This is a genomic window from Neisseria sp. P0001.S005 (assembly GCF_051963715.1).
In genome coordinates this window covers 1-17,704 of sequence record NZ_JBQCTZ010000007.1, presented here as the reverse complement: position 1 = coordinate 17,704, position 17,704 = coordinate 1, and the positions used below count along the sequence as shown (strand labels likewise).

Annotated in this window: 23 protein-coding genes; 15 read left to right on the top strand and 8 right to left on the bottom strand. The window is 51.8% G+C overall.

Translation table 11 applies throughout. The features are described 5' to 3' along the window. Positions 1-10 precede the first annotated feature (10 nt). From ACTHSP_RS02170 to ACTHSP_RS02120, 11 genes are read left to right on the top strand one after another with little or no spacing between them, the layout of a single operon-like run. Positions 11-970: a baseplate J/gp47 family protein gene (locus ACTHSP_RS02170; RefSeq protein WP_440345535.1), complete on the top strand. Its 960-nt coding sequence runs from the start codon at positions 11-13 to the stop codon at positions 968-970. Continuing rightward, on the top strand, positions 961-1,557 hold the full coding sequence (locus ACTHSP_RS02165) for a YmfQ family protein (protein ID WP_440345534.1): 597 nt from the start codon (positions 961-963) through the stop codon (positions 1,555-1,557). The genes ACTHSP_RS02170 and ACTHSP_RS02165 overlap by 10 nt, the downstream gene beginning before the upstream one ends. A 12-nt stretch (positions 1,558-1,569) precedes the next feature. Further along, positions 1,570-2,907 carry a tail fiber protein gene (locus ACTHSP_RS02160; RefSeq protein ID WP_440345533.1) on the top strand — a complete coding sequence of 446 codons (1,338 nt, stop codon included), beginning with the start codon at positions 1,570-1,572 and terminating at the stop codon, positions 2,905-2,907. A 12-nt stretch (positions 2,908-2,919) separates the two neighbouring features. Next, the gene (locus ACTHSP_RS02155) at positions 2,920-3,555 is read left to right on the top strand and encodes a DUF4376 domain-containing protein (RefSeq protein ID WP_070827004.1); all 636 of its coding nucleotides are present in this window, start codon (positions 2,920-2,922) and stop codon (positions 3,553-3,555) included. Beyond that, on the top strand, positions 3,552-4,037 hold the full coding sequence (locus ACTHSP_RS02150; RefSeq protein WP_371464697.1) for a hypothetical protein: 486 nt from the start codon (positions 3,552-3,554) through the stop codon (positions 4,035-4,037). The genes ACTHSP_RS02155 and ACTHSP_RS02150 overlap by 4 nt, the downstream gene beginning before the upstream one ends. Positions 4,038-4,046: 9 nt before the next feature. Then, on the top strand, positions 4,047-4,385 hold the full coding sequence (locus ACTHSP_RS02145; RefSeq protein ID WP_070827006.1) for a hypothetical protein: 339 nt from the start codon (positions 4,047-4,049) through the stop codon (positions 4,383-4,385). Beyond that, complete coding sequence (locus tag ACTHSP_RS02140) at positions 4,382-5,083, top strand: collagen-like triple helix repeat-containing protein (RefSeq protein ID WP_440345532.1); 702 nt, start codon at positions 4,382-4,384, stop codon at positions 5,081-5,083. The genes ACTHSP_RS02145 and ACTHSP_RS02140 overlap by 4 nt, the downstream gene beginning before the upstream one ends. Positions 5,084-5,124: 41 nt before the next feature. Then, complete coding sequence (locus tag ACTHSP_RS02135; protein WP_440345531.1) at positions 5,125-5,610, top strand: hypothetical protein; 486 nt, start codon at positions 5,125-5,127, stop codon at positions 5,608-5,610. After that, positions 5,610-5,921: a hypothetical protein gene (locus ACTHSP_RS02130; RefSeq protein WP_371508116.1), complete on the top strand. Its 312-nt coding sequence runs from the start codon at positions 5,610-5,612 to the stop codon at positions 5,919-5,921. Before ACTHSP_RS02135 ends, ACTHSP_RS02130 begins: the two co-directional genes overlap by 1 nt. Positions 5,922-5,971: 50 nt before the next feature. Further along, entirely contained in the window at positions 5,972-6,448 is a 477-nt protein-coding gene (locus ACTHSP_RS02125) for a D-Ala-D-Ala carboxypeptidase family metallohydrolase (protein WP_440345530.1), read from the top strand. Further along, complete coding sequence (locus tag ACTHSP_RS02120; protein WP_371508118.1) at positions 6,445-6,957, top strand: hypothetical protein; 513 nt, start codon at positions 6,445-6,447, stop codon at positions 6,955-6,957. The genes ACTHSP_RS02125 and ACTHSP_RS02120 overlap by 4 nt, the downstream gene beginning before the upstream one ends. Positions 6,958-7,013: 56 nt before the next feature. Here ACTHSP_RS02120 and ACTHSP_RS02115 read toward each other — a convergent pair whose 3' ends face one another. Both ACTHSP_RS02115 and ACTHSP_RS02110 read right to left on the bottom strand, forming a co-directional pair. Then, positions 7,014-7,430, bottom strand: coding sequence for a type II toxin-antitoxin system HicB family antitoxin (locus tag ACTHSP_RS02115; RefSeq protein WP_049351671.1), 417 nt, complete (start codon positions 7,428-7,430; stop codon positions 7,014-7,016). 77 nt (positions 7,431-7,507) lie between these two features. Continuing rightward, positions 7,508-7,693, bottom strand: coding sequence for a type II toxin-antitoxin system HicA family toxin (locus ACTHSP_RS02110; protein ID WP_232444964.1), 186 nt, complete (start codon positions 7,691-7,693; stop codon positions 7,508-7,510). A gap of 288 nt (positions 7,694-7,981) precedes the next feature. Between ACTHSP_RS02110 and ACTHSP_RS02105 the strand changes: the two genes are divergently transcribed. After that, complete coding sequence (locus tag ACTHSP_RS02105; protein ID WP_440345529.1) at positions 7,982-8,989, top strand: adenosine deaminase; 1,008 nt, start codon at positions 7,982-7,984, stop codon at positions 8,987-8,989. A gap of 49 nt (positions 8,990-9,038) precedes the next feature. On the opposite strand, the gene bioB is transcribed toward ACTHSP_RS02105, so the two are convergent. Further along, complete coding sequence (bioB, locus tag ACTHSP_RS02100; protein ID WP_004519884.1) at positions 9,039-10,091, bottom strand: biotin synthase BioB; 1,053 nt, start codon at positions 10,089-10,091, stop codon at positions 9,039-9,041. A 217-nt stretch (positions 10,092-10,308) separates the two neighbouring features. Here bioB and miaA point away from each other — a divergent pair, with 217 nt between their 5' ends. The 3 genes from miaA to hpnC are packed head-to-tail and all read left to right on the top strand — an operon-like array spanning position 10,309 to position 12,845. Continuing rightward, positions 10,309-11,250, top strand: coding sequence for a tRNA (adenosine(37)-N6)-dimethylallyltransferase MiaA (miaA, locus tag ACTHSP_RS02095; RefSeq protein ID WP_440345528.1), 942 nt, complete (start codon positions 10,309-10,311; stop codon positions 11,248-11,250). Positions 11,251-11,253: 3 nt separating this feature from the next. Beyond that, positions 11,254-11,976 carry a tRNA adenosine(34) deaminase TadA gene (tadA, locus tag ACTHSP_RS02090; protein WP_440345527.1) on the top strand — a complete coding sequence of 241 codons (723 nt, stop codon included), beginning with the start codon at positions 11,254-11,256 and terminating at the stop codon, positions 11,974-11,976. Positions 11,977-12,029: 53 nt separating this feature from the next. Further along, positions 12,030-12,845, top strand: a complete 816-nt coding sequence (hpnC, locus tag ACTHSP_RS02085) for a squalene synthase HpnC (RefSeq protein ID WP_308887466.1) — start codon at positions 12,030-12,032, stop codon at positions 12,843-12,845. 49 nt (positions 12,846-12,894) lie between these two features. Here the strand turns inward: hpnC and htpX are convergent, their stop codons facing one another. From htpX to ACTHSP_RS02060, 5 genes are all read right to left on the bottom strand, one after another. After that, the gene (gene htpX, locus ACTHSP_RS02080; protein ID WP_440345526.1) at positions 12,895-13,734 is read right to left on the bottom strand and encodes a protease HtpX; all 840 of its coding nucleotides are present in this window, start codon (positions 13,732-13,734) and stop codon (positions 12,895-12,897) included. 192 nt (positions 13,735-13,926) lie between these two features. Beyond that, the gene (gene hemF, locus ACTHSP_RS02075; RefSeq protein ID WP_036491040.1) at positions 13,927-14,835 is read right to left on the bottom strand and encodes an oxygen-dependent coproporphyrinogen oxidase; all 909 of its coding nucleotides are present in this window, start codon (positions 14,833-14,835) and stop codon (positions 13,927-13,929) included. 63 nt (positions 14,836-14,898) lie between these two features. Next, positions 14,899-15,432: a C40 family peptidase gene (locus tag ACTHSP_RS02070; protein ID WP_440345525.1), complete on the bottom strand. Its 534-nt coding sequence runs from the start codon at positions 15,430-15,432 to the stop codon at positions 14,899-14,901. Positions 15,433-15,475: 43 nt separating this feature from the next. After that, the gene (locus ACTHSP_RS02065; protein WP_440345524.1) at positions 15,476-16,999 is read right to left on the bottom strand and encodes a phospholipase D family protein; all 1,524 of its coding nucleotides are present in this window, start codon (positions 16,997-16,999) and stop codon (positions 15,476-15,478) included. Positions 17,000-17,077: 78 nt separating this feature from the next. Then, a partial coding sequence (locus ACTHSP_RS02060; protein ID WP_440345523.1) for a peptidoglycan DD-metalloendopeptidase family protein occupies positions 17,078-17,704 on the bottom strand: 627 nt, incomplete at its 5' end.

Sequence of the window (17,704 nt, the reverse complement as noted above, 5' to 3'; positions counted from 1 at the left end):
GCGGGTGGAATTGGACATCAGCAGCCGCCTCTCGCCCTACCCGCACCCGCAGGAAGGTGATGTGGCATCGGTATTCGGCGCAGCTTTGGGCGCGGCATCGCACCTCTTGCACGGGCATTTGGATTGGATTGCTCAACAAATGCTGCCAATCACGGCCGCAGGCGATGAACTCGACCGCCACGCGCGCACCTGGCTTACCGTGCCACGCAAACCTGCGGCGTTTGCCAGCGGACAGGCCACTGTGTCGGGCAGCCTGCCTTTGGTGGGTGATGAGCTGCGGCGTGAAGACGGTGTGCGCTATTCGGTGCGCGCGGCAGCAGGCAATACAGTGCAGCTGGATGCGTTGGAGCCTGGCCCGGCCGGCAACGCCGGTGCGGGGGCGGTGTTGCGCTACAGCGGCGGCACAGCCACGGTGGATAGTGTCGGGCTCGCCGGCGGGGCAGCGGCAGAAAGCGACGAAGAGCTGCGCGAACGTTTGCTGCAGCGCATCCGCAACCCGCCGATGGGCGGCAGTGTGTCCGACTATATCCGCTGGTCGCTCGAGGTGCCGGGTATTGCTCGCGCTTGGGTTAAACCAAACAGCGGCGAGATTAACCACGTCGTGGTGTATGTGGCAGGCGGCGACAACATCGTGCCCAATAGCACGCTGCTGGATGCGGTACGGCAGCATTTAGAGATGCTGCGTCCGGTAACGGCGCGGGTGTCGGTCGTCGCGCCGCGCCTGAAAACCGTGGCGCACCGCATCAAAGTGTATCCCGATACCGCCGCTGTGCGGCAGGCGGTGGAAAACTCACTGCGTCTGTTTTACCGGCGCGAAGCCTCGCTGGGCTCGGTTATCCGTATTTCGCGCATCAGCGAGGCGGTTAGTTTGGCGGCGGGCGAAACACACCATATGTTGCTTGCGCCCACAGCGGATGTGGTGTGTGAGCAAGACGAAATCGCGGTGCTGGGAGGTATCTCGTGGACTTAAGCATCAGGCAGGCTGCCTACCGCAGCCAACTTACCGCGCTGTTGCCCACCGGTCGCGCCTGGGCAATCGAATCCGACCCGGCGCTGGCCGATTTTATCGCTGCGCTGGCATTGGAGCTGGCCCGTATTGAACAACGCGCCACCGAACTGCTGGCGGAAGCCACTCCATACGGTGCATATGAAACATTGCCGGAATGGGAAGCTACCGCCGGCCTACCGGATGAGTGCAGCGCATCGACTGCCGGCGATATTCAGGCGCGGCGCATGGCGCTGGTAGCGCGGCTGGCAGGCGGCGGGGCGCAAAGCAAGGCGTTTTATCTGCACCTGTTGCGCGTATCCGGGCAACCACAGGCGGAAATCACCGAGTTTTCCCCGGCCACCTGCAATGATGACTGCAATGCCGCGTTGTACTCCGACAATGACAGCTATTGTTGGGCGGTATCGCTGCGCGGCAGCGGAGACCATCGCCCAGCCACCTGCAACGATGATTGCAACAGCCCGCTGCAGCTGTATCAAAGCAGCGCTATTGAGTGCGTGCTCAACAGGCTTAAACCGGCGCACACTTATCTGATTTTTAAATATGTTTAGGAGCGATTGATTATGCAGCGGATTTCCACTTCTTCCGCCGTTGCCGACCTGTTCGGCAGCGGCAAAGCAGGTTTTAGAAACGGCGATTTGCCGCGTGGCGTGCTGCCTACGGCGTTTAACGCCGAATGGTGCAACCATGTGCAGGAGGAGATTTGTAATGTGATTGAGGGCGCGGGTGTGGCGCTTAATCCCGATAAGCGCGACCAGCTGCTTGCCGCCCTGAAAAAACTAATCGACGAGCAGGCCGGCGGCAAAGGCTTGCCCGTTGGCGCAGTAATCGGCTTCCCCCGCGCGATTACCAGCCAAGAAGGCTACCTGAAAGCCGACGGCAGCACCTTTAACCAATCCGCCTATCCCGACCTGTATCGCGTACTGGGTGGCAACAAGCTGCCCAACCTCACGCGCTCCGACATCGGCATGACTGCCTACTTCCCGGTTGCGGACATCCCGGACGGCTGGATTAAGTACGACGACATCTCTACCAAGGTCACGCAGGCTGCCTATCCCGAGCTGTATCGCAAGCTGGTGGCGCAGTACGGCAGCATTGCCGCGGTGCCGAAAGCCGAAGACCGCTTTATCCGTAACGCTGCGGGCGGCCTCACGGTTGGTACGCAGCAGGGCGATGCCATCCGAAATATCAAGGGCAAAACATCGTTCTGCGGCGACGACAATGGCACGCTAGGTATCGGCCCGAAAGACCCGGAAGGCGTGTTTGGCGGTGAAGGATCACCGAACGCCTACACCGCCGATACTGACCGCCGCCGCCAAGGTTATAACTATCTGACGTTTGATGCCTCACGCAGCGTGCCGGTGGCTGACGAAGTGCGCCCCAAAGCAATTGTGATGGTGTTGTGCATCAAGGCTCAAAACAGCCTGGACGACGTGGTGATGTGGGTTAAGGCGTTTGGCAAGGTTACCAACGCCGGAGTGCTGGATGCGTCTACATTGGCCGCCGGGCTGCAAAACAAATCCGACAAGGGACACACCCACCGTGCCGCCGAAATCACCGACTTTGCCGAGGCAGTGGCCGCGCTCACCGTGCACCAAAAAATCGGCACGTTTGACATTTGCAGGCTGCCGGACGGCACACAAATCGAATCCGGCACGGTGCGCATCCAAAACCACAATAACAACCCGACAGCCCGGGTGCTGACGTGGCCGCTGGCCTTTGTCACCGCCCCTGTGGTGGTCGCCACCATATCTGCACCGGAAGTCAACGTGCGCGATGTTTGGGTAACCATTGACAGCAGGCAGAGTAACCGGTCGGCCGTGCACTACTGGTTGTACGAGCCGAACTATAACACCCCGGATGTGACGGTTAATTTTGTCGCCATCGGGCGTTGGAAATAAAGGAGCTGAATCATGACTGTGTATTTTTACCAAAACGGATTTTTGCACACCGACGATACGCCGCCGGAAGGTGCGATCGCCCTTACCGCCGCCGAGCATGAGGCGCTGGTTGTCGGGCAATGTACCGGCCAAATCGTGATGCCGGGCAAAGACGGCAAGCCTGTATTGGCCGACCCCGCGCCATGCCCATCCAGCACATGGGACGGCACTCAATGGCAGATTGACCCAGAGTGTGCCGCCCGGCTCAAAGCCGAGCAGCAAGATGAGATGTGGGAGCGCATCAAGGCCAAGCGCTACGACAACCTGCGGCATGGGGTGTACGCCAAATCGGTTGGGAAGTGGTTTCAGACCGACGACGCCACCCGCCTGCAATACCTAGCGCTGGCACTGGAAAGCGTAACGGGCGGTTTTAAAAAGCCCATCAACTGGAAAACGATGGATAACAGCTTTTTGATGCTCACACCCGAGCTGCTGCGCGAAATCATGCAGACCATGCACGATGATGAGGAGGCGGATTTTATCAACGCCGAACGCCATAAAGCCGCCATGCTTAAAGCCGAACACCCGCTGGAATACGACTACAGCGACGGCTGGACGGCAAACTTTGATGAGCAGCCCGCCACCGAGCTTGAGGAGGCCGCGAAATGAATACGCAACCCATCTATCTAGCCCTTTATCGAGGCCGCCGCGACGGCAGCGGCTGGCGCGTATGGTGTGCAAGGGCGACCGACTGGCTCACCCGTGTTTTGACACGCGGCAAGTACAGCCATTGTGAGATTGCGGTGCGCGAACATCCGCAGGCATCGGTTTATACCTGCTACTCCGCCTCCATCAGGGACGGCGGCGTACGCGCCAAAAAGATGCCGCTGCCTGATGACAAGTGGGACTTAATCCCAATGGTGTCAACCTCCGAGGCACACGAACGTCTGCAAAGGGTATGGGCGGAAACCAAAGGCCAAGGCTACGACTTGAAGGGCGCATTGGGCATTGCCTTTGGGTTGCGGCACAGCCGCCGCCGCTGGTTTTGCTCCGAGTGGTGCGCCGCCGCATTGGGGTTACCCGCAGGCTGGCGTTGGTCGCCCAACGACCTTGCCGCCATCGTGTCAGCAAAGAGCGTGAGCAATTTGTAGAGGTTGATTATGGGCGATACTGTAAAAATTAAAGCGCATATCCCAACGCTTAACATCGAAATCCCGACCGGAAACGCGCGGCGGTTTGAAATCTCAATCACATCGGACGGCAAGCCATACGACTTGTCGTCTTTTGATTTAAAGATGACATTCCGACCAAGTGTCGGCGGCGAATTTGACGGAAGCGAAAACCTGACTAAAGACGGTCAGGTTTTATTTTTAACGTTCCCGCCTGAATTTTCTGCCGGCGTGAAATGGCGTAGGGCGCGATATGACATATTGAACGCCTCTACCCATCAAACGCTGATTCGTGGGGAAATCGAACTGCTGGAGGTAATCACGAAATGACTGAATATATTTTCAGGCTGTCTGACGAAACGCCAAAAATCGAGATTGACGTAAAAGCCGCCGCTATCATCAATGGTGTTGGTCAGGACTTGTACGACCGCGCTAAAAAAGAGCTTGGTTTTACCGGCACTTTTGAGGAGTTCCTCGCTAAGTTCAAAGGCGAACGAGGCGAGAAAGGCGATACAGGCGCGAATGGGGACAAAGGCGATACTGGAGAGCGAGGCGAACGAGGATTGCCTGGCTTACCTGGTACAAATGGCACAAATGGCGAACGTGGCCTGCCGGGTCAGAAAGGCGATAAAGGCGACACAGGGCCAAAAGGTTCTGACGGCAAATCAGCAACTGTAACCATTGGCAAGGTAACAACAGGCGAGAAGGCAAGCGTGACCAACACTGGCACGGAGACAGAGGCCGTCTTGAACTTCGTCCTGCCTGCTGGTGGGAGTAATAACGGGCTACACACGGAAATCCGTACTGTTCCCGTCACGGTCAACGCTCAATCTATTCAAACGGTTGAATTTGAAGCGAAGTTTTCGGAAACGCCAACGCTTCACGGTCAGCCTGCTGTGATGGGCGCAAACGAAAACCGCGTTCTGTATCTGCTGACATTGGATAAAGACGGCTTTACCTGCCGCTCAAACTACTTTAGCGCAGGCGTGCAAACGATTCACTACGCCGTAACTGGCAAACTTGCGTAACAGGCCATCTTTCAGATGGCCTTTTTTCTTGGAGGCAAAAAATGAGTAACTCACTCAAATGGGTTAAATATATTCTCGAATGGCGTTTTCTTCCCGTACGGTTTCAGCAGTGGTTGTTTGGTACAGGCACGCGTGCTGTTGAATTTGTCAGTGGTTGTTCGATGATTGGTTATGCGTTGGTCTTCACGTTTTCGCCGAACGACATCTATAGTTGGCCAATATATTATAAATTCAAGGATATTTCAGAGTTTACGTTGATATTGGTATTCGGCGGTGTCGGAGTGCTGCAACTGGCAGCGATGTACTGGCAGACATTCAAGGGGGAAGTGCTGTCGGGTTATATGCTTTTGGTATCAGCATTTATCTGGTATTTAACGGCGTATGCGTTTTGGGCGGCCTATCCGCCGGCGCATACAGGCATGGTTATTCCGCCCGTCTTGGCGTTCCTTTGCTTACTTGCTGGAAATAACTCACTTAAATTCTTGTTTTCGGAGGATAAATTCAAACGGAAACAAAAGGGGGAATAATGCACGATTTTTTTCAAATCGGCTATCTGTTCGCGATAGGGGGCGGCGTCATTGGTAGCGTGTGGTCAAGCATGAAAGACCATGACGCGCCAGTATCAAGCCTGTTTGAAGCTTTGATTTCGGCGGTTGCGGCGGCGGCAGTAGCGGAAAGGTTTTTAATGCTAAACCAAGTATGGACTTGTGCGATTGCCGGCGCGTTTGTCGGTATTTTAACAGGTCATGCGATGGATACCGTGCAGGCCATTGCCCCGGGATTGATGAAGAAATGGCTTAGGAAAACGGCTGAAAAATTTATCGATAGTAAAGACTAGCAAAGGCCGTCTGAATATTCAGACGGCCTTTTTATTTCGAAAGGTAGAATATGACACAAGTAACACAAAATTTTAGTTTGCGTGAATTAACGCGTAGCGAAACCGCCCGCCGTATGGGTGTTGAAAATATTCCGACTGAAAAGGAAATGCAGAATATCCGCAAGACAGCTGAGCAGTTGGAAAAAATTCGTGAATACGTTGGCCGTGGCATCATTGTTACAAGCTGTTTTCGCAGCGAGCGTGTGAATAAGTTGGTTGGTGGTAGCCCAACATCGGCACATCGTTTCGGTTCGGCAGCTGATTGTGACGCTATCGGCATGACTTCTTTTGCTTTTGCGAAAAAGCTGATTGAAATGCGCGATGTTGGAAAGCTGGTATTTGACCAGTTGATCTTGGAATTTCCGGAGCGTGGGGATGGTGCATGGGTGCACATCGGTTTCCGACACAATGGCGCCCAACGTAATCAGGTTATGACTTCCGTTAAACGCGGTGGGAAAACCGTTTATTTACAGGGATTAGTGCCATGATTCTGTGGATACTTAAAAACAGAATCATCACGGCCCTAATTGTGTTGGTGGTGGTTTTGGTGTGTTGGCTTGGCTTTGTTTATGGTGTCGCCATTCCTGATGCTGAAAAGCGTGGTGCAGCAGTCGCTACGGCAAAAATCAGCCAAGATTTTGCTGTTGCCCAAGGCCGGCATGTTGCTGAAACATTGGAAAAAGAACGGGCGCGCACCGCTGAATTTGCTGCGATGCAAGCCAAAATAGAAAAGGAGAGAATCCATGCGAAAACTGTTATTAATAGCCTTCGCAGCGAGCTTGACCGCGTGCAGCAGTACGCCCGAAATCAAGGTGGCCGCCGAAACCTGCCCACAACCGATAGCACCGCCGGCGCATCTGATGAATCAGTTGCCAAAGGCTGGGCATTATTCGGAAAATGCACGGCTGAATATGCTGGAATGGCAGAAGTAGCAGACCAGCAAAGAAATGATCTGGCTGAATGGCAGGCTTATGGCCGTATTGTTTCTGGTGAATGAAAAAGCCCCCTTGCGGGGGCTTGCTCTATAAAAGCTTACTGTATGGAAAGAGTAGGTTAAGAGAAGCTGATATTCAGATTTTTGCCGAGCTTTTCAGCGGCTTTTTCCAAAAAATCAATTTTTGTATTGTGACGCAAATTCAGTAGGCGGTCAATTTGCGGCATGTGTACGTCTAATCTTCTTGCCATTTCGGCTTTCTTTACATTTTGTTGTACCATTTCATTAAGTAGCAGGATTTTAGCTGTTTCTAATGCAGGTAAAACGACAACATGCTCACCATCATTTTCTGATGGCAGAGGGACTGCTTTCCTGTCTTCAAAATATCCTTCTAATGCGCAAATCAGGCCATCAATTGCTTCGATTTTTGCTGTATCTTCGTCTTCTCCGACTGCGACAGCTTCCGGAATATCTGGGAATGTTACTAATAAAGTACCATTATCGTCTGGCGTTAGAGTATAGGGGTAAGCTAACATATGCACCTTTCATTTAGTAATCCAGTATAGTTATTAGGTAGCAAGCTCCTCCGAGCTTGCTCCTTTTTATTTCTTATTTATTTAAGATCTAAGTCTTTTTTGATTTTTTGAACCAATCCCGTACCAATTTCTTTACTACCGTGGTTTGGGAAAACTGATGTTTTATTACCAAGTTTTATTAATTGATGGCTTCCGCGTTTTAGCGTGGTAAACTCTACACCTTGAGATCGTAGCCATTTCCTGAATTCGCTGTATTTCATCATTCACCTCCTTTCCATACAGTAAGGTCATAATACAACAAAAATGTTGTGATTGCAATACTAAATACAACATTTTTGTTGTATTTAGTATTGCTCAAGATTATTTTAATTTGTGGGTATATATGGGGGTATATAAATTAGTAAAAAATAAAAATGTATTTATATACATATATTTATTATTGAAAGGATAATCATGATGGAAAATGGTTTTTAACAGATAAATGGTCAAAGGCCGTCTGAAAGTTTCAGACGGCCTTCAATATTAAATATAAACCGAAAATCAGAGAAAATATGAATATCAAACAATTTATCCAAGCCCTGCCCAAAGCCGAGCTGCACGTCCATATCGAAGGGACGTTCGAGCCGGAGCTGATGTTTGAAATCGCCAAGCGCAACCACATAGCGATTCCTTATGAAAATGTCGATGCGGTACGGCAGGCTTATGATTTCCACAATTTGCAGTCGTTTTTGGATATTTATTATGCCGGTGCCGGTGTCTTGTTGCACGAGGCGGATTTTTACGATTTGACCCGCGCGTATCTTGAGCGTTGCCGCGAAGACAATGTCGTGCATACGGAAATATTTTTTGATCCGCAAACCCATACTGCGCGTGGCGTGGCGTTTGAAACCGTGATGAACGGCATTGTTCGCGCCTGCCGTGAAGCCGGGCAGCAATGGGGCATAAGTACGTGTTTGATTATGTGTTTTTTGCGTCATTTGTCGGAAGAAAGCGCATTTGAAACCTTAAATCAGGCTTTGCCTTATAAAGAACACATCATCGGCGTAGGCTTGGATTCGAGCGAACTGGGGCATCCGCCGTCCAAGTTTGAGCGCGTGTTTGCGCAGGCGCGGGCGGAGGGTTTGTTGACGGTGGCGCATGCCGGAGAAGAAGGCCCACCGGAATATGTTTACGAGGCTTTGGACTTGCTGCATGTCCGCCGTATCGATCATGGCGTACGGGCGGAAGAAGATGAGGCATTGATGGCGCGTTTGATTGCAGAGCAAATGCCGTTGACCGTTTGCCCGTTGAGCAATTTGAAATTAAAAGTGTTCCCTGAAATGGCAAAACACAATTTGAGCCGTATGTTGCAACGCGGCGTGTTGGTAACCGTCAATTCCGATGATCCAGCGTATTTCGGCGGCTATATGAACCGCAATTTTGAAGCGCTTGCCGAGGCTTTAGATTTGAGTGCGGAAGAAATCAAAACCTTGTGCGCCAATTCGTTCCGCGCTTCGTTTTTGAGCGAGGCGGAAAAGGAAGAATGGATACGGAAGATTGAAAGTTTTGATGTTGAATAACGATAAAAGGCCGTCTGAAAAAGTTTCAGACGGCCTTTTATGATGGCGGTTAATAGTCGACTTTGATTTTAGGCGTTTCCTGCGCGGCTTTGTATTCTTCTTCCAATTCAAAGCGAAGCGGATACAAATTCAATTTTTCCATCAGCAGGCGGTCGCCGTCTTCGTCCGGATTGCCCGTAGTCAGTAGCTTGTCGCCGTAGAAAATCGAGTTTGCGCCAGCCATGAAACACATGGCCTGCATGGATTCCGGCATATTGCTGCGGCCTGCGGACAGGCGGACGTAGCTGTGCGGCATAGTAATCCGTGCCACAGCGATGGTGCGGACAAATTCCGTCCAGTCCAAATCTTCGGCATCGGCCAGCGGCGTGCCTTCTACTTTAACCAACTGGTTGATCGGCACACTTTCAGGCTGCGGGTCGAGGTTGGCAAGGCTGGCAATCAGGCCTGCGCGTTCGGCGCGGGTTTCGTTCATGCCGACGATGCCGCCGCAGCAGACTTTCAAACCGGCATTGCGGACTTTGCCCAAAGTATCCATGCGGTCTTCGTGTTTTCGCGTGTGAATGATGTCGTTGTAGCGTTCGGGGTCGGTGTCGAGGTTGTGGTTGTAGTAGTCCAAACCGGCTTTTTTAAAGTCTTCAGCCATGCCGTCCTCGAGCATGCCGAAGGTGCCGCACACTTCCATGCCCAAGCCTTTCACCGCGCTGATGATTTCGGAAACAACAGCTACGTCTTTAGGTTTGGGGCCGCGCCATGCCGCGCCCATGCAGAAACGGCTGGCGCCGCGAGATTGGGCAATTTTGGCTTTTTCGACGATTTCGTCCACATCCATCATTTGCTCTTTGCCCAGATTGGTGTTGTGGTGTGCCGATTGCGGGCAGTAGGCGCAGTCTTCGGGGCAACCGCCGGTTTTGATGGAGAGCAGGGTGGAAAGTTGGATTTCGCGCGGATTGAAGTTTTGGCGGTGGATTTCGGCGGCTTGGAAAACGAGGTCGAGGAAAGGCAGTCCAAACAAAGCCTCGACATCGCATTTTTTCCAATAACGCGCAGTCGGATGCGGCTTGCGCTCGGTTTGACGGCGCAAGGCTACGGGAGATACGGTCATAGTGTGTTCTTTCGTGTTTACAGCGGCGCAGTGTCGCTGACGGCTTGACTGCCGGCGCAATGACGGCAGCAGCAGGTTTGAAATCAATATAAAAGGCCGTCTGAAACGGCGCAGCAAGTGTAACGCTTTTGATAATGTAGGGCAAATGTTTCAGACGGCCTGAAATATGGTCTGCCCGGGTTTGCTATAATCGCATTTTTAATTTTTCCGTTTTCTTATGAACGCGCCCAAAGCCTTCGCCGTACTCGGCCCGACCGCCGGCGGTAAAACCGCACTGGCCTTAAATATTGCCCAATCGCTGCCGGTGGAAATCATCAGTTTGGATTCCGCGCTGGTGTATCGCGGCATGGACATCGGTACAGCCAAGCCGACTGCCGAAGAGCTTGCCGCTGTACCGCATCATTTGATTGATATTATCTCGCCGCTGGAAAGTTACAGCGCGGCGGATTTTGTCGGCGACTGCGTGCGCTTGGTGAACGAAATACATGCGCGCGGTCGCTATCCGCTGATTGTCGGCGGCACGATGATGTATTTCCACGCGCTGACGGAAGGTTTGAACGATTTACCCGGCGCGGATGCGGCGGTGCGCGCACAGCTTCAGGCGGAAAAGAACGAACACGGTCTGGCAGGCCTGTATCGCCGTTTGCAGGAAGTTGACCCGATTACGGCAGGCCGTCTGAAAGCCAATGACAGCCAGCGTATTGAGCGCGCTTTGGAAGTCTATCTTTTGACCGGCAAGCCTTTGAGCGAACATTTCATAGAGCAGAAGCAGGCTGCGCCTTTATTGGATTTATGCACGGTTGCCTTGATTCCTGAAGACCGTCATTTGTTACACCGCCAAATCGAAAAACGCTTTTTAAATATGCTGGAACACGGTTTTCTCGATGAAATGCACGGCTTACGCCGCGATTATCCGCAGCTGCATGCCGATATGCCGTCTATGCGCTGCGTGGGCTACCGTCAGGCTTGGGATTATCTCGAGGGCGAAACCGATTATGATACCTTTGTCGAAAAAGGAATTGTCGCCACGCGCCAGCTTGCCAAACGCCAGTTGACCTGGTTGCGAAAAATTCCTTTGGCGCACACGTTAGACCCTTACGCAGACAGCAATTATGTTCAGACGGCCTTAGCCTTGGCGCGTCGGCATTTTCAGGAATAATCCATGCTGACCACGCCACCACTTGCGCCTAAAACATTGGCTGCATTAAAAGAATTAGGTATTTACACACTGGAAGATTTGCAAAAAATCGGCGCAGTCCGCGCGTTTCTATTGCTGAAAGCGTCGGGTTTGACCGTAACCAAAAGCACCTTGTGGCAACTGGCTGCGCTGGTTTCAGGTGTGGATGTCCAGCATATTTCCGAGGAGAGAAAGACGGAGCTGGGCGAGGCTTTGAAAAACCATCCGCCTATTGCCGTTTTCCCTTCACAAAGTGATATGGAAGCCTTTATGCGGCTGGCAATAGAACAGGCCAGACAATCGGCGGCATTGGGCGAAGTGCCCGTTGGCGCAGTCATCGTATATCAAGGCAAGGCAATCGCAGCAGCACACAATACCTGCATTGGCGACCACAATGTCAGCCACCATGCCGAAATCAACGCGCTTGCCACCGCAGGCAAAGCTTTACAAAACTACCGCTTGGAAAATTGCGACGTGTACATCACCTTAGAACCTTGCACCATGTGCGCCTCTGCCTTGATACAGGCACGGGTCAGGCGCGTGATTTATGGTGCGGCCGAAGCCAAAACCGGCGCGGCAGGCAGTGTGGTCGATTTGTTTGCCGACAAACGTCTGAACAAGCATACCGCAATTTTGGGCGGCATATTGGCAGAAGAATGCCAAAGCGTATTGCAGGATTTCTTTGCGGCCAAACGTAAGGCCGTCTGAATTTCAGACGGCCTGTCAGCAAAAACATTTTATTTTAAATTTTCGGATTTCCCATGTCAGTCAATCATTACGAAAACTTCCCTGTCGGCTCCATTGTGCTGCCGCGCCGTTTGCGCAAGCCGGTTCACGCCGTTTACGCTTTTGCACGGACGGCGGACGATATTGCCGACGAAGGCAATGCCGAAGCAGCCGAACGCCTGCGCCAACTGGACGAGCTGAAGGCAGAGTTAGACCGCATTGCACAAGGCGGGAAATCGCAAACGGCTTTAATGCAGCGTTTGTACAACGAAGCGATTGAGCCGTTTCAATTACCGTTGCAGCCGTTTTATGATTTGCTGGCGGCGTTCAGTCAGGATGTGGTCAAAACCCGTTACGAAAACTTTGGCGAATTGATTGCCTATTGCCGCTTGTCCGCCAATCCGGTGGGGCGCATTATGCTGCATTTGTACGGGCAAACTGATGAAGTGAGCATGGCGCAAAGCGACGGCATTTGCACTGCCTTGCAGCTGATTAATTTCTGGCAGGACGTGGCGGTAGATTGGCAGAAAGGGCGCGTGTACATCCCTCAAGAAGATTTGCAGAAGTTCAAAGTCAGCGAAGAGCAGATTGCGGCCGGCAAAGCCGACTTTGCTTTTCAACGACTGATGGCGCATGAGTGTCAACGTGCTTTTCAAATGCTGAAGGCAGGCTCGCCGTTGGGCAAAACCCTCAAAGGACGAATCGGTTTTGAGCTGCGCATGATTATTGTCGGCGGCCAGTTGATTTTGCAGAAGTTGGGCGGTTGCAAATATGACGTGTTTAACCAGCGGCCGCTGTTGGATAAGAAAGACTGGATGATTATCATCAAGCGTGCTTTGATGAAGAAATAAAAAAAAGGCCGTCTGAAATGGATGTTTCAGACGGCCTTGATGTTTTCGATTAGCGGTTTTTCAAACGGTTGATGCGGTTATCCAAAGAAGGATGGGTGCTGAACCAAGAATCTTTGGCTTCACTGGCAATGCCCATTGCGGTCATGGTTTGCGGCAGATCGCTGGTGCTGCCTTTTAAGCGTTGCAGGGCGGCAATCATTTTCGGCGCGCCCACCAGTTTTGCAGCACCCGCATCGGCGCGGTATTCACGTTGGCGGCTGAACCACATCACGATGATGCTGGCGAGGAAGCCGAATACGATCTGCAATACCATGCTGACCATGAAATATGTACCTTGCGAAGTGCTGCCGTCATTGTTGCGCGCCACCATGCTGGAAACGATACGCGCCAAGAAGACGACAAAAGTATTCACAATACCTTGAATCAGCGTTAGCGTTACCATATCACCGTTGCCGACGTGCGCCATTTCATGCGCTAAAACGGCTTCGACTTCATCGCGGGTCATGTGATCGAGCAGGCCGGTGCTGACGGCGACGAGCGAGCTGTTTTTGGTTGCGCCGGTTGCAAAGGCGTTAGGCTCAGGAGAGTCGTAAATGGCTACTTCCGGCGTTTTCAGATTCCATTGACGGGCTTGCGCTTCAACAGTTGCCAACAGCCAAGCTTCTTCTTCGCTTTGTGGGTGGTCGATGACGACGGCGCCGACCGAATGTTTGGCGATGGTTTTCGACATCAGCAGGGAGACAATCGAGCCGCTGAAGCCTACGACGGCGGAATAAGCCAACAGGCTACCGACTTGGTCGGTGCTGTTGATGCCCAATATGGCCAAAATAACACGGATGACAACCAAAACTGCGATATTGGTTGCAATAAATAAGAAAATGCGTTTCACCGATTATTCCTTTTTAGTGTGGTTTGTGAGGTGATTTTTATATGGGCGCATTGTCTCAAAAACTCTATAGAGATGAAACAGCGCAATAGGCAAAGGTATGCAAATTCAAAGCAATTGAAGCAAAGGCCGTCTGAAAAAGCAGGATTTATGATTTAAAACAGCTTTTCAGACGGCCTGTATTGCAAACGGATATTATTTTCCGAATTCTTTCAGCCAGTCTCGCGCTACTAAAAATTGATTTAATGCAGCTTCTGGAGAACCTTCTTCCGGTGCATATTGATACTCAAAGCGTACCAAAGGCGGCATGGACATCAAAATGCTTTCCGTGCGGCCGCCGCTTTGCAGGCCGAACAGCGTACCTCTGTCCCAAACCAAGTTAAATTCCACATAACGTCCGCGACGGTAGAGTTGGAAATCGCGTTCACGTTCTCCATAAGGCGTATTTTTGCGTTTTGCCACAATCGGCAGATACGCTGCGATATAGCCTTCCCCGACTGCCTTGATAAAGTTCAAGCAGGTATCGAAATCCCAGCGGTTTAAATCGTCAAAAAACAGGCCGCCCACGCCGCGTGTTTCGTTACGGTGTTTCAAATAGAAATATTCGTCACACCATTGTTTGAATTCAGGATAAACCGATTCGCCAAATGGCGCGCATACGTCCCGCGCCACTGTGTGCCAATGTACGATATCTTCTTCAAAAGGATAAAAGGGCGTCAAATCAAAGCCGCCGCCAAACCACCAAACCGGCTCGGCATTTTCAGGATAGGCAATAAAAAAGCGCACATTGGCATGGCTGGTCGGAACATAAGGATTTTTCGGATGAATGACCAGCGACACGCCCATGGCTTCAAACGCCGCGCCTGCCAATTCCGGACGATGGGCCGTAGCAGAAGCCGGCATTTTTGTTCCCTTTACATGCGAAAAATTCACACCGGCCTGCTCGAATACTGCGCCGTTTTTCAATACGCGGGTTTCGCCGATGCCCAGCTTCCCAGTCCATGCTTCATGCACAAATTTGGCTTCGCCATCTTCTTGCTCCAGCGCGGCGCAGATTTGGTTTTGCAGGGTTTTGAGGAGGGTTAGAACGGATTCTGTGTGCATGATATATCCTTGATGGTTTTTACTTTCAAAATGACGGGGCAAAACCTTTCAGACGGCCTTGATTTATTCAGTAAAAAAGGTATGTGCGCCCAAATAGTTTTTGGCGTAGAACGGAGTGGAAAGTTTTTCGGTTTTGATGGTTTTGCCGCTGCTGGGGGCGTGGATAAATTCGCCGTTGCCGATGTAGAGGCCGACATGGGAGTATTTGTGTGCGCCGCCGGTATTGAAAAAGACAAGATCGCCGGCTTTCAATTTGCCGTCGGGAATTTTTCGGCTGGCTGCGGCCATATCGCGCGCGGTGCGTGGCAGATTGACGTTGAGGGCGTTTTTATAGACGAATTGGATCATGCCGCTGCAGTCAAAGCCTGTGGATGTGGTGCTGCCGCCCCATTTGTAGGGTGTGCCGATCAGGCCTAGGCTGTGAAGCATCAATTCCTGCGAACCTTGGGTGCGGTCGATATGGGAAATGCGGACAGGTTGGACTTTTCTGGCGGTTGTTTGCGGCTTGTGGGATTTGTGTTTGCCGGTAGTGCCGCAGGAGGCCAACAATAGACCGGTGGTACAAACAAATAGGGTTTTGCAGATGAGTCGAAACATGGTGAATTCCTCCGGCCGCATGATTTCCGTTTTCAGACGGCCTCTATAATAATCCTTCTATGGGCAGGATAGACAGGATTTTTGAAGTAATCCGTTTCCAGAACTTGGCTTCGGGCTCGTGTGCGTAAGTTCGTTTTTCGCTTGGGTCATACCAGTATAGTTTGTTGTAATTGCCAAGCGTTACCTGATAGGCGTAGCTTGGGGTGGTCGTAACGAGGGTGCGCTGCATTTGGCCTGCGATTTCGGGGCTTTCGATGACGACGCCCATTTCGGTATTGAGGCGTGCGGAGCGTGGGTCGAGGTTGAATGAGCCGATGAAAATGCGTTTCTCGTCCACGATGAATGTTTTGGCATGCAAGCTGGTGGCAGAGCTACCGGTCAAGCCGCGGTCTTTAGTGGTCGGGACGGCATGGTTGGGCTGGAGTTCGTAAAGTTTGACCCCGGCTTTAAGCAAAGGCTTGCGGTATTTAACGTAGCCGGAATGGACGGCGGCAACGTCGGTCGCCTGGAGGGAATTGGTCAGGACGGTAACATCCACGCCGTTATGAATCAGTTTTTCTATGGCTTTAACGCCCGATTTTGTGGGTACAAAATAAGGGGAGACAAGATAAACGCTTTTTTCGGGTTGCTTGAGGGCGTCTTGCAGGCGTTCGGAAATAGGCGGTTTGTGCCGGTCGCGGTCTAAGCCTTTGGCCGGGTCATCGCTGATCAGGCGTGTGCTGACGCTTTGCCACTCCATAAGGTTGCTCTGCATTTTTTGATAGAGGTTGGAGTGTTCGATGCTTTGACGATAGCGGATGAGCGTTTGGTTTTTATCTTGGTCGGTGTAATTGAGCTCTGCCAATCCTTTTTGCAGATTTCCCCGTTTGATGATGCTGGTTGCGTTATAGGCGGAGTGGCTTGCCCAGTAGCGGTCGAAGTCTTGGGATACTTCGGTTACCACGCGGCCTGTGGCGAGGATATCGAGGTCGGCAAAGATGGTATCGTCGTTAACCTTAAAATATTCGTCGCCGATATTGCGTCCGCCCAAAATGGTGGCACGGTTGTCGGCGGTAAACGATTTGTTGTGCATTCGTCGGTTAAGTCGTGGAAAGTCGGCAACATAGCCGAGTGCACGCCATTTTCTGAAAATAAAGGGGTTAAACAGACGTACTTCGATATTGGGATGATTGTCGAGTGCCAGCAGGAGATCATCCATGCCGTTGGTGTTGTTGTCGTCCAGAAGCAAACGCACACGGACGCCGCGTTCGGCCGCGCGATGAATCAGGTTGAACAGAAGCTTGCCGGAGATATCGTTGTGCCAGATATAGTATTGCAAATCGAGGGTATGGTCGGCGGATTCAATCAGGGCTGCACGGGCGACAAAGGCTTCATGGGCATCGTTCAGCAGATAGATATGGGAAACATCGGTCTTGGAGGACGTAGAAGGAATGCCTAATGCGCTGTCCAGCCGCGGTGTTGCAGGTATGTCAAGATAACTGCTTTGGGTGCGTTCGTCCAATGATGGCAAAAACGCGGCGCAACCGCCCAATAGCAGAGTATAAAGAAAGGGAAGATGAAATTTCATGGGAAACCGGTACAAACAATCCCTACCTAAATGACATTTAGGCAGGGATTGAATTGAAATTAGGTTGCTTGAATCAGCTTAGAAGGCAACATAATTTGCTGGATTGACCGGTTTACCGTTTTGACGGATTTCAAAGTGCAACTGGGTACGAGATGCATCGGTATTACCCATGTGCGCAATGGTTTGACCGCGTTTAACGGTTTGGTTTTCATTAACCAGCAGGCGTTGGTTGTGGCCGTATGCGCTCAAGAATGAGGAGTTGTGTTGGATGATGACCAAATTGCCGTAACCGCGCAAGCCTGAGCCTGCGTAAACGACTTTACCGTCTGCCGCTGCAACAACAGGCTGGCCTTGCGTACCGGCGATATCCACGCCTTTGTTGCTGCCGCCGAAGTTGGCGATAACGTTACCGGTAGTAGGACGCTGCCATATAATGCCGCTGACGTTGCGACTGCTGCCGGTAGACACGGTTGGTGTATTGGCAGGTGTGCTTGGAGCAGGAGCAGTGGTTGTAGTTGTTGGAGTAGAAGGTTTGCTTGTAGAAGCTGCCGGTGCAACGTAGCCTTCAGGTTTTACGCGCAGGGTTTGACCAATGCTGATGGTGTTGTCGGCCAGGTTATTCCATGCACGCAGATTGTCTTGGGTAATGTTGTAGCGTTTGGAGATGTTGTAAACGGTATCACCACGAACAACGGTATGTGTCGC

Bases quoted from the DNA above. Each gene is read 5' to 3' on its own strand.
- ACTHSP_RS02160 (WP_440345533.1), top strand. From the start codon at position 1,570: ATGCAGCGGATTTCCACTTCTTCCGCCGTTGCCGACCTGTTCGGCAGC.
- ACTHSP_RS02155 (WP_070827004.1), top strand. From the start codon at position 2,920: ATGACTGTGTATTTTTACCAAAACGGATTTTTGCACACCGACGATACG.
- ACTHSP_RS02150 (WP_371464697.1), top strand. From the start codon at position 3,552: ATGAATACGCAACCCATCTATCTAGCCCTTTATCGAGGCCGCCGCGAC.
- ACTHSP_RS02145 (WP_070827006.1), top strand. From the start codon at position 4,047: ATGGGCGATACTGTAAAAATTAAAGCGCATATCCCAACGCTTAACATC.
- ACTHSP_RS02140 (WP_440345532.1), top strand. From the start codon at position 4,382: ATGACTGAATATATTTTCAGGCTGTCTGACGAAACGCCAAAAATCGAG.
- ACTHSP_RS02135 (WP_440345531.1), top strand. From the start codon at position 5,125: ATGAGTAACTCACTCAAATGGGTTAAATATATTCTCGAATGGCGTTTT.
- ACTHSP_RS02130 (WP_371508116.1), top strand. From the start codon at position 5,610: ATGCACGATTTTTTTCAAATCGGCTATCTGTTCGCGATAGGGGGCGGC.
- ACTHSP_RS02125 (WP_440345530.1), top strand. From the start codon at position 5,972: ATGACACAAGTAACACAAAATTTTAGTTTGCGTGAATTAACGCGTAGC.
- ACTHSP_RS02120 (WP_371508118.1), top strand. From the start codon at position 6,445: ATGATTCTGTGGATACTTAAAAACAGAATCATCACGGCCCTAATTGTG.
- ACTHSP_RS02115 (WP_049351671.1), bottom strand. From the start codon at position 7,430: ATGTTAGCTTACCCCTATACTCTAACGCCAGACGATAATGGTACTTTA.
- ACTHSP_RS02110 (WP_232444964.1), bottom strand. From the start codon at position 7,693: ATGATGAAATACAGCGAATTCAGGAAATGGCTACGATCTCAAGGTGTA.
- ACTHSP_RS02105 (WP_440345529.1), top strand. From the start codon at position 7,982: ATGAATATCAAACAATTTATCCAAGCCCTGCCCAAAGCCGAGCTGCAC.
- bioB (WP_004519884.1), bottom strand. From the start codon at position 10,091: ATGACCGTATCTCCCGTAGCCTTGCGCCGTCAAACCGAGCGCAAGCCG.
- miaA (WP_440345528.1), top strand. From the start codon at position 10,309: ATGAACGCGCCCAAAGCCTTCGCCGTACTCGGCCCGACCGCCGGCGGT.
- tadA (WP_440345527.1), top strand. From the start codon at position 11,254: ATGCTGACCACGCCACCACTTGCGCCTAAAACATTGGCTGCATTAAAA.
- hpnC (WP_308887466.1), top strand. From the start codon at position 12,030: ATGTCAGTCAATCATTACGAAAACTTCCCTGTCGGCTCCATTGTGCTG.
- hemF (WP_036491040.1), bottom strand. From the start codon at position 14,835: ATGCACACAGAATCCGTTCTAACCCTCCTCAAAACCCTGCAAAACCAA.
- ACTHSP_RS02070 (WP_440345525.1), bottom strand. From the start codon at position 15,432: ATGTTTCGACTCATCTGCAAAACCCTATTTGTTTGTACCACCGGTCTA.
- ACTHSP_RS02065 (WP_440345524.1), bottom strand. From the start codon at position 16,999: ATGAAATTTCATCTTCCCTTTCTTTATACTCTGCTATTGGGCGGTTGC.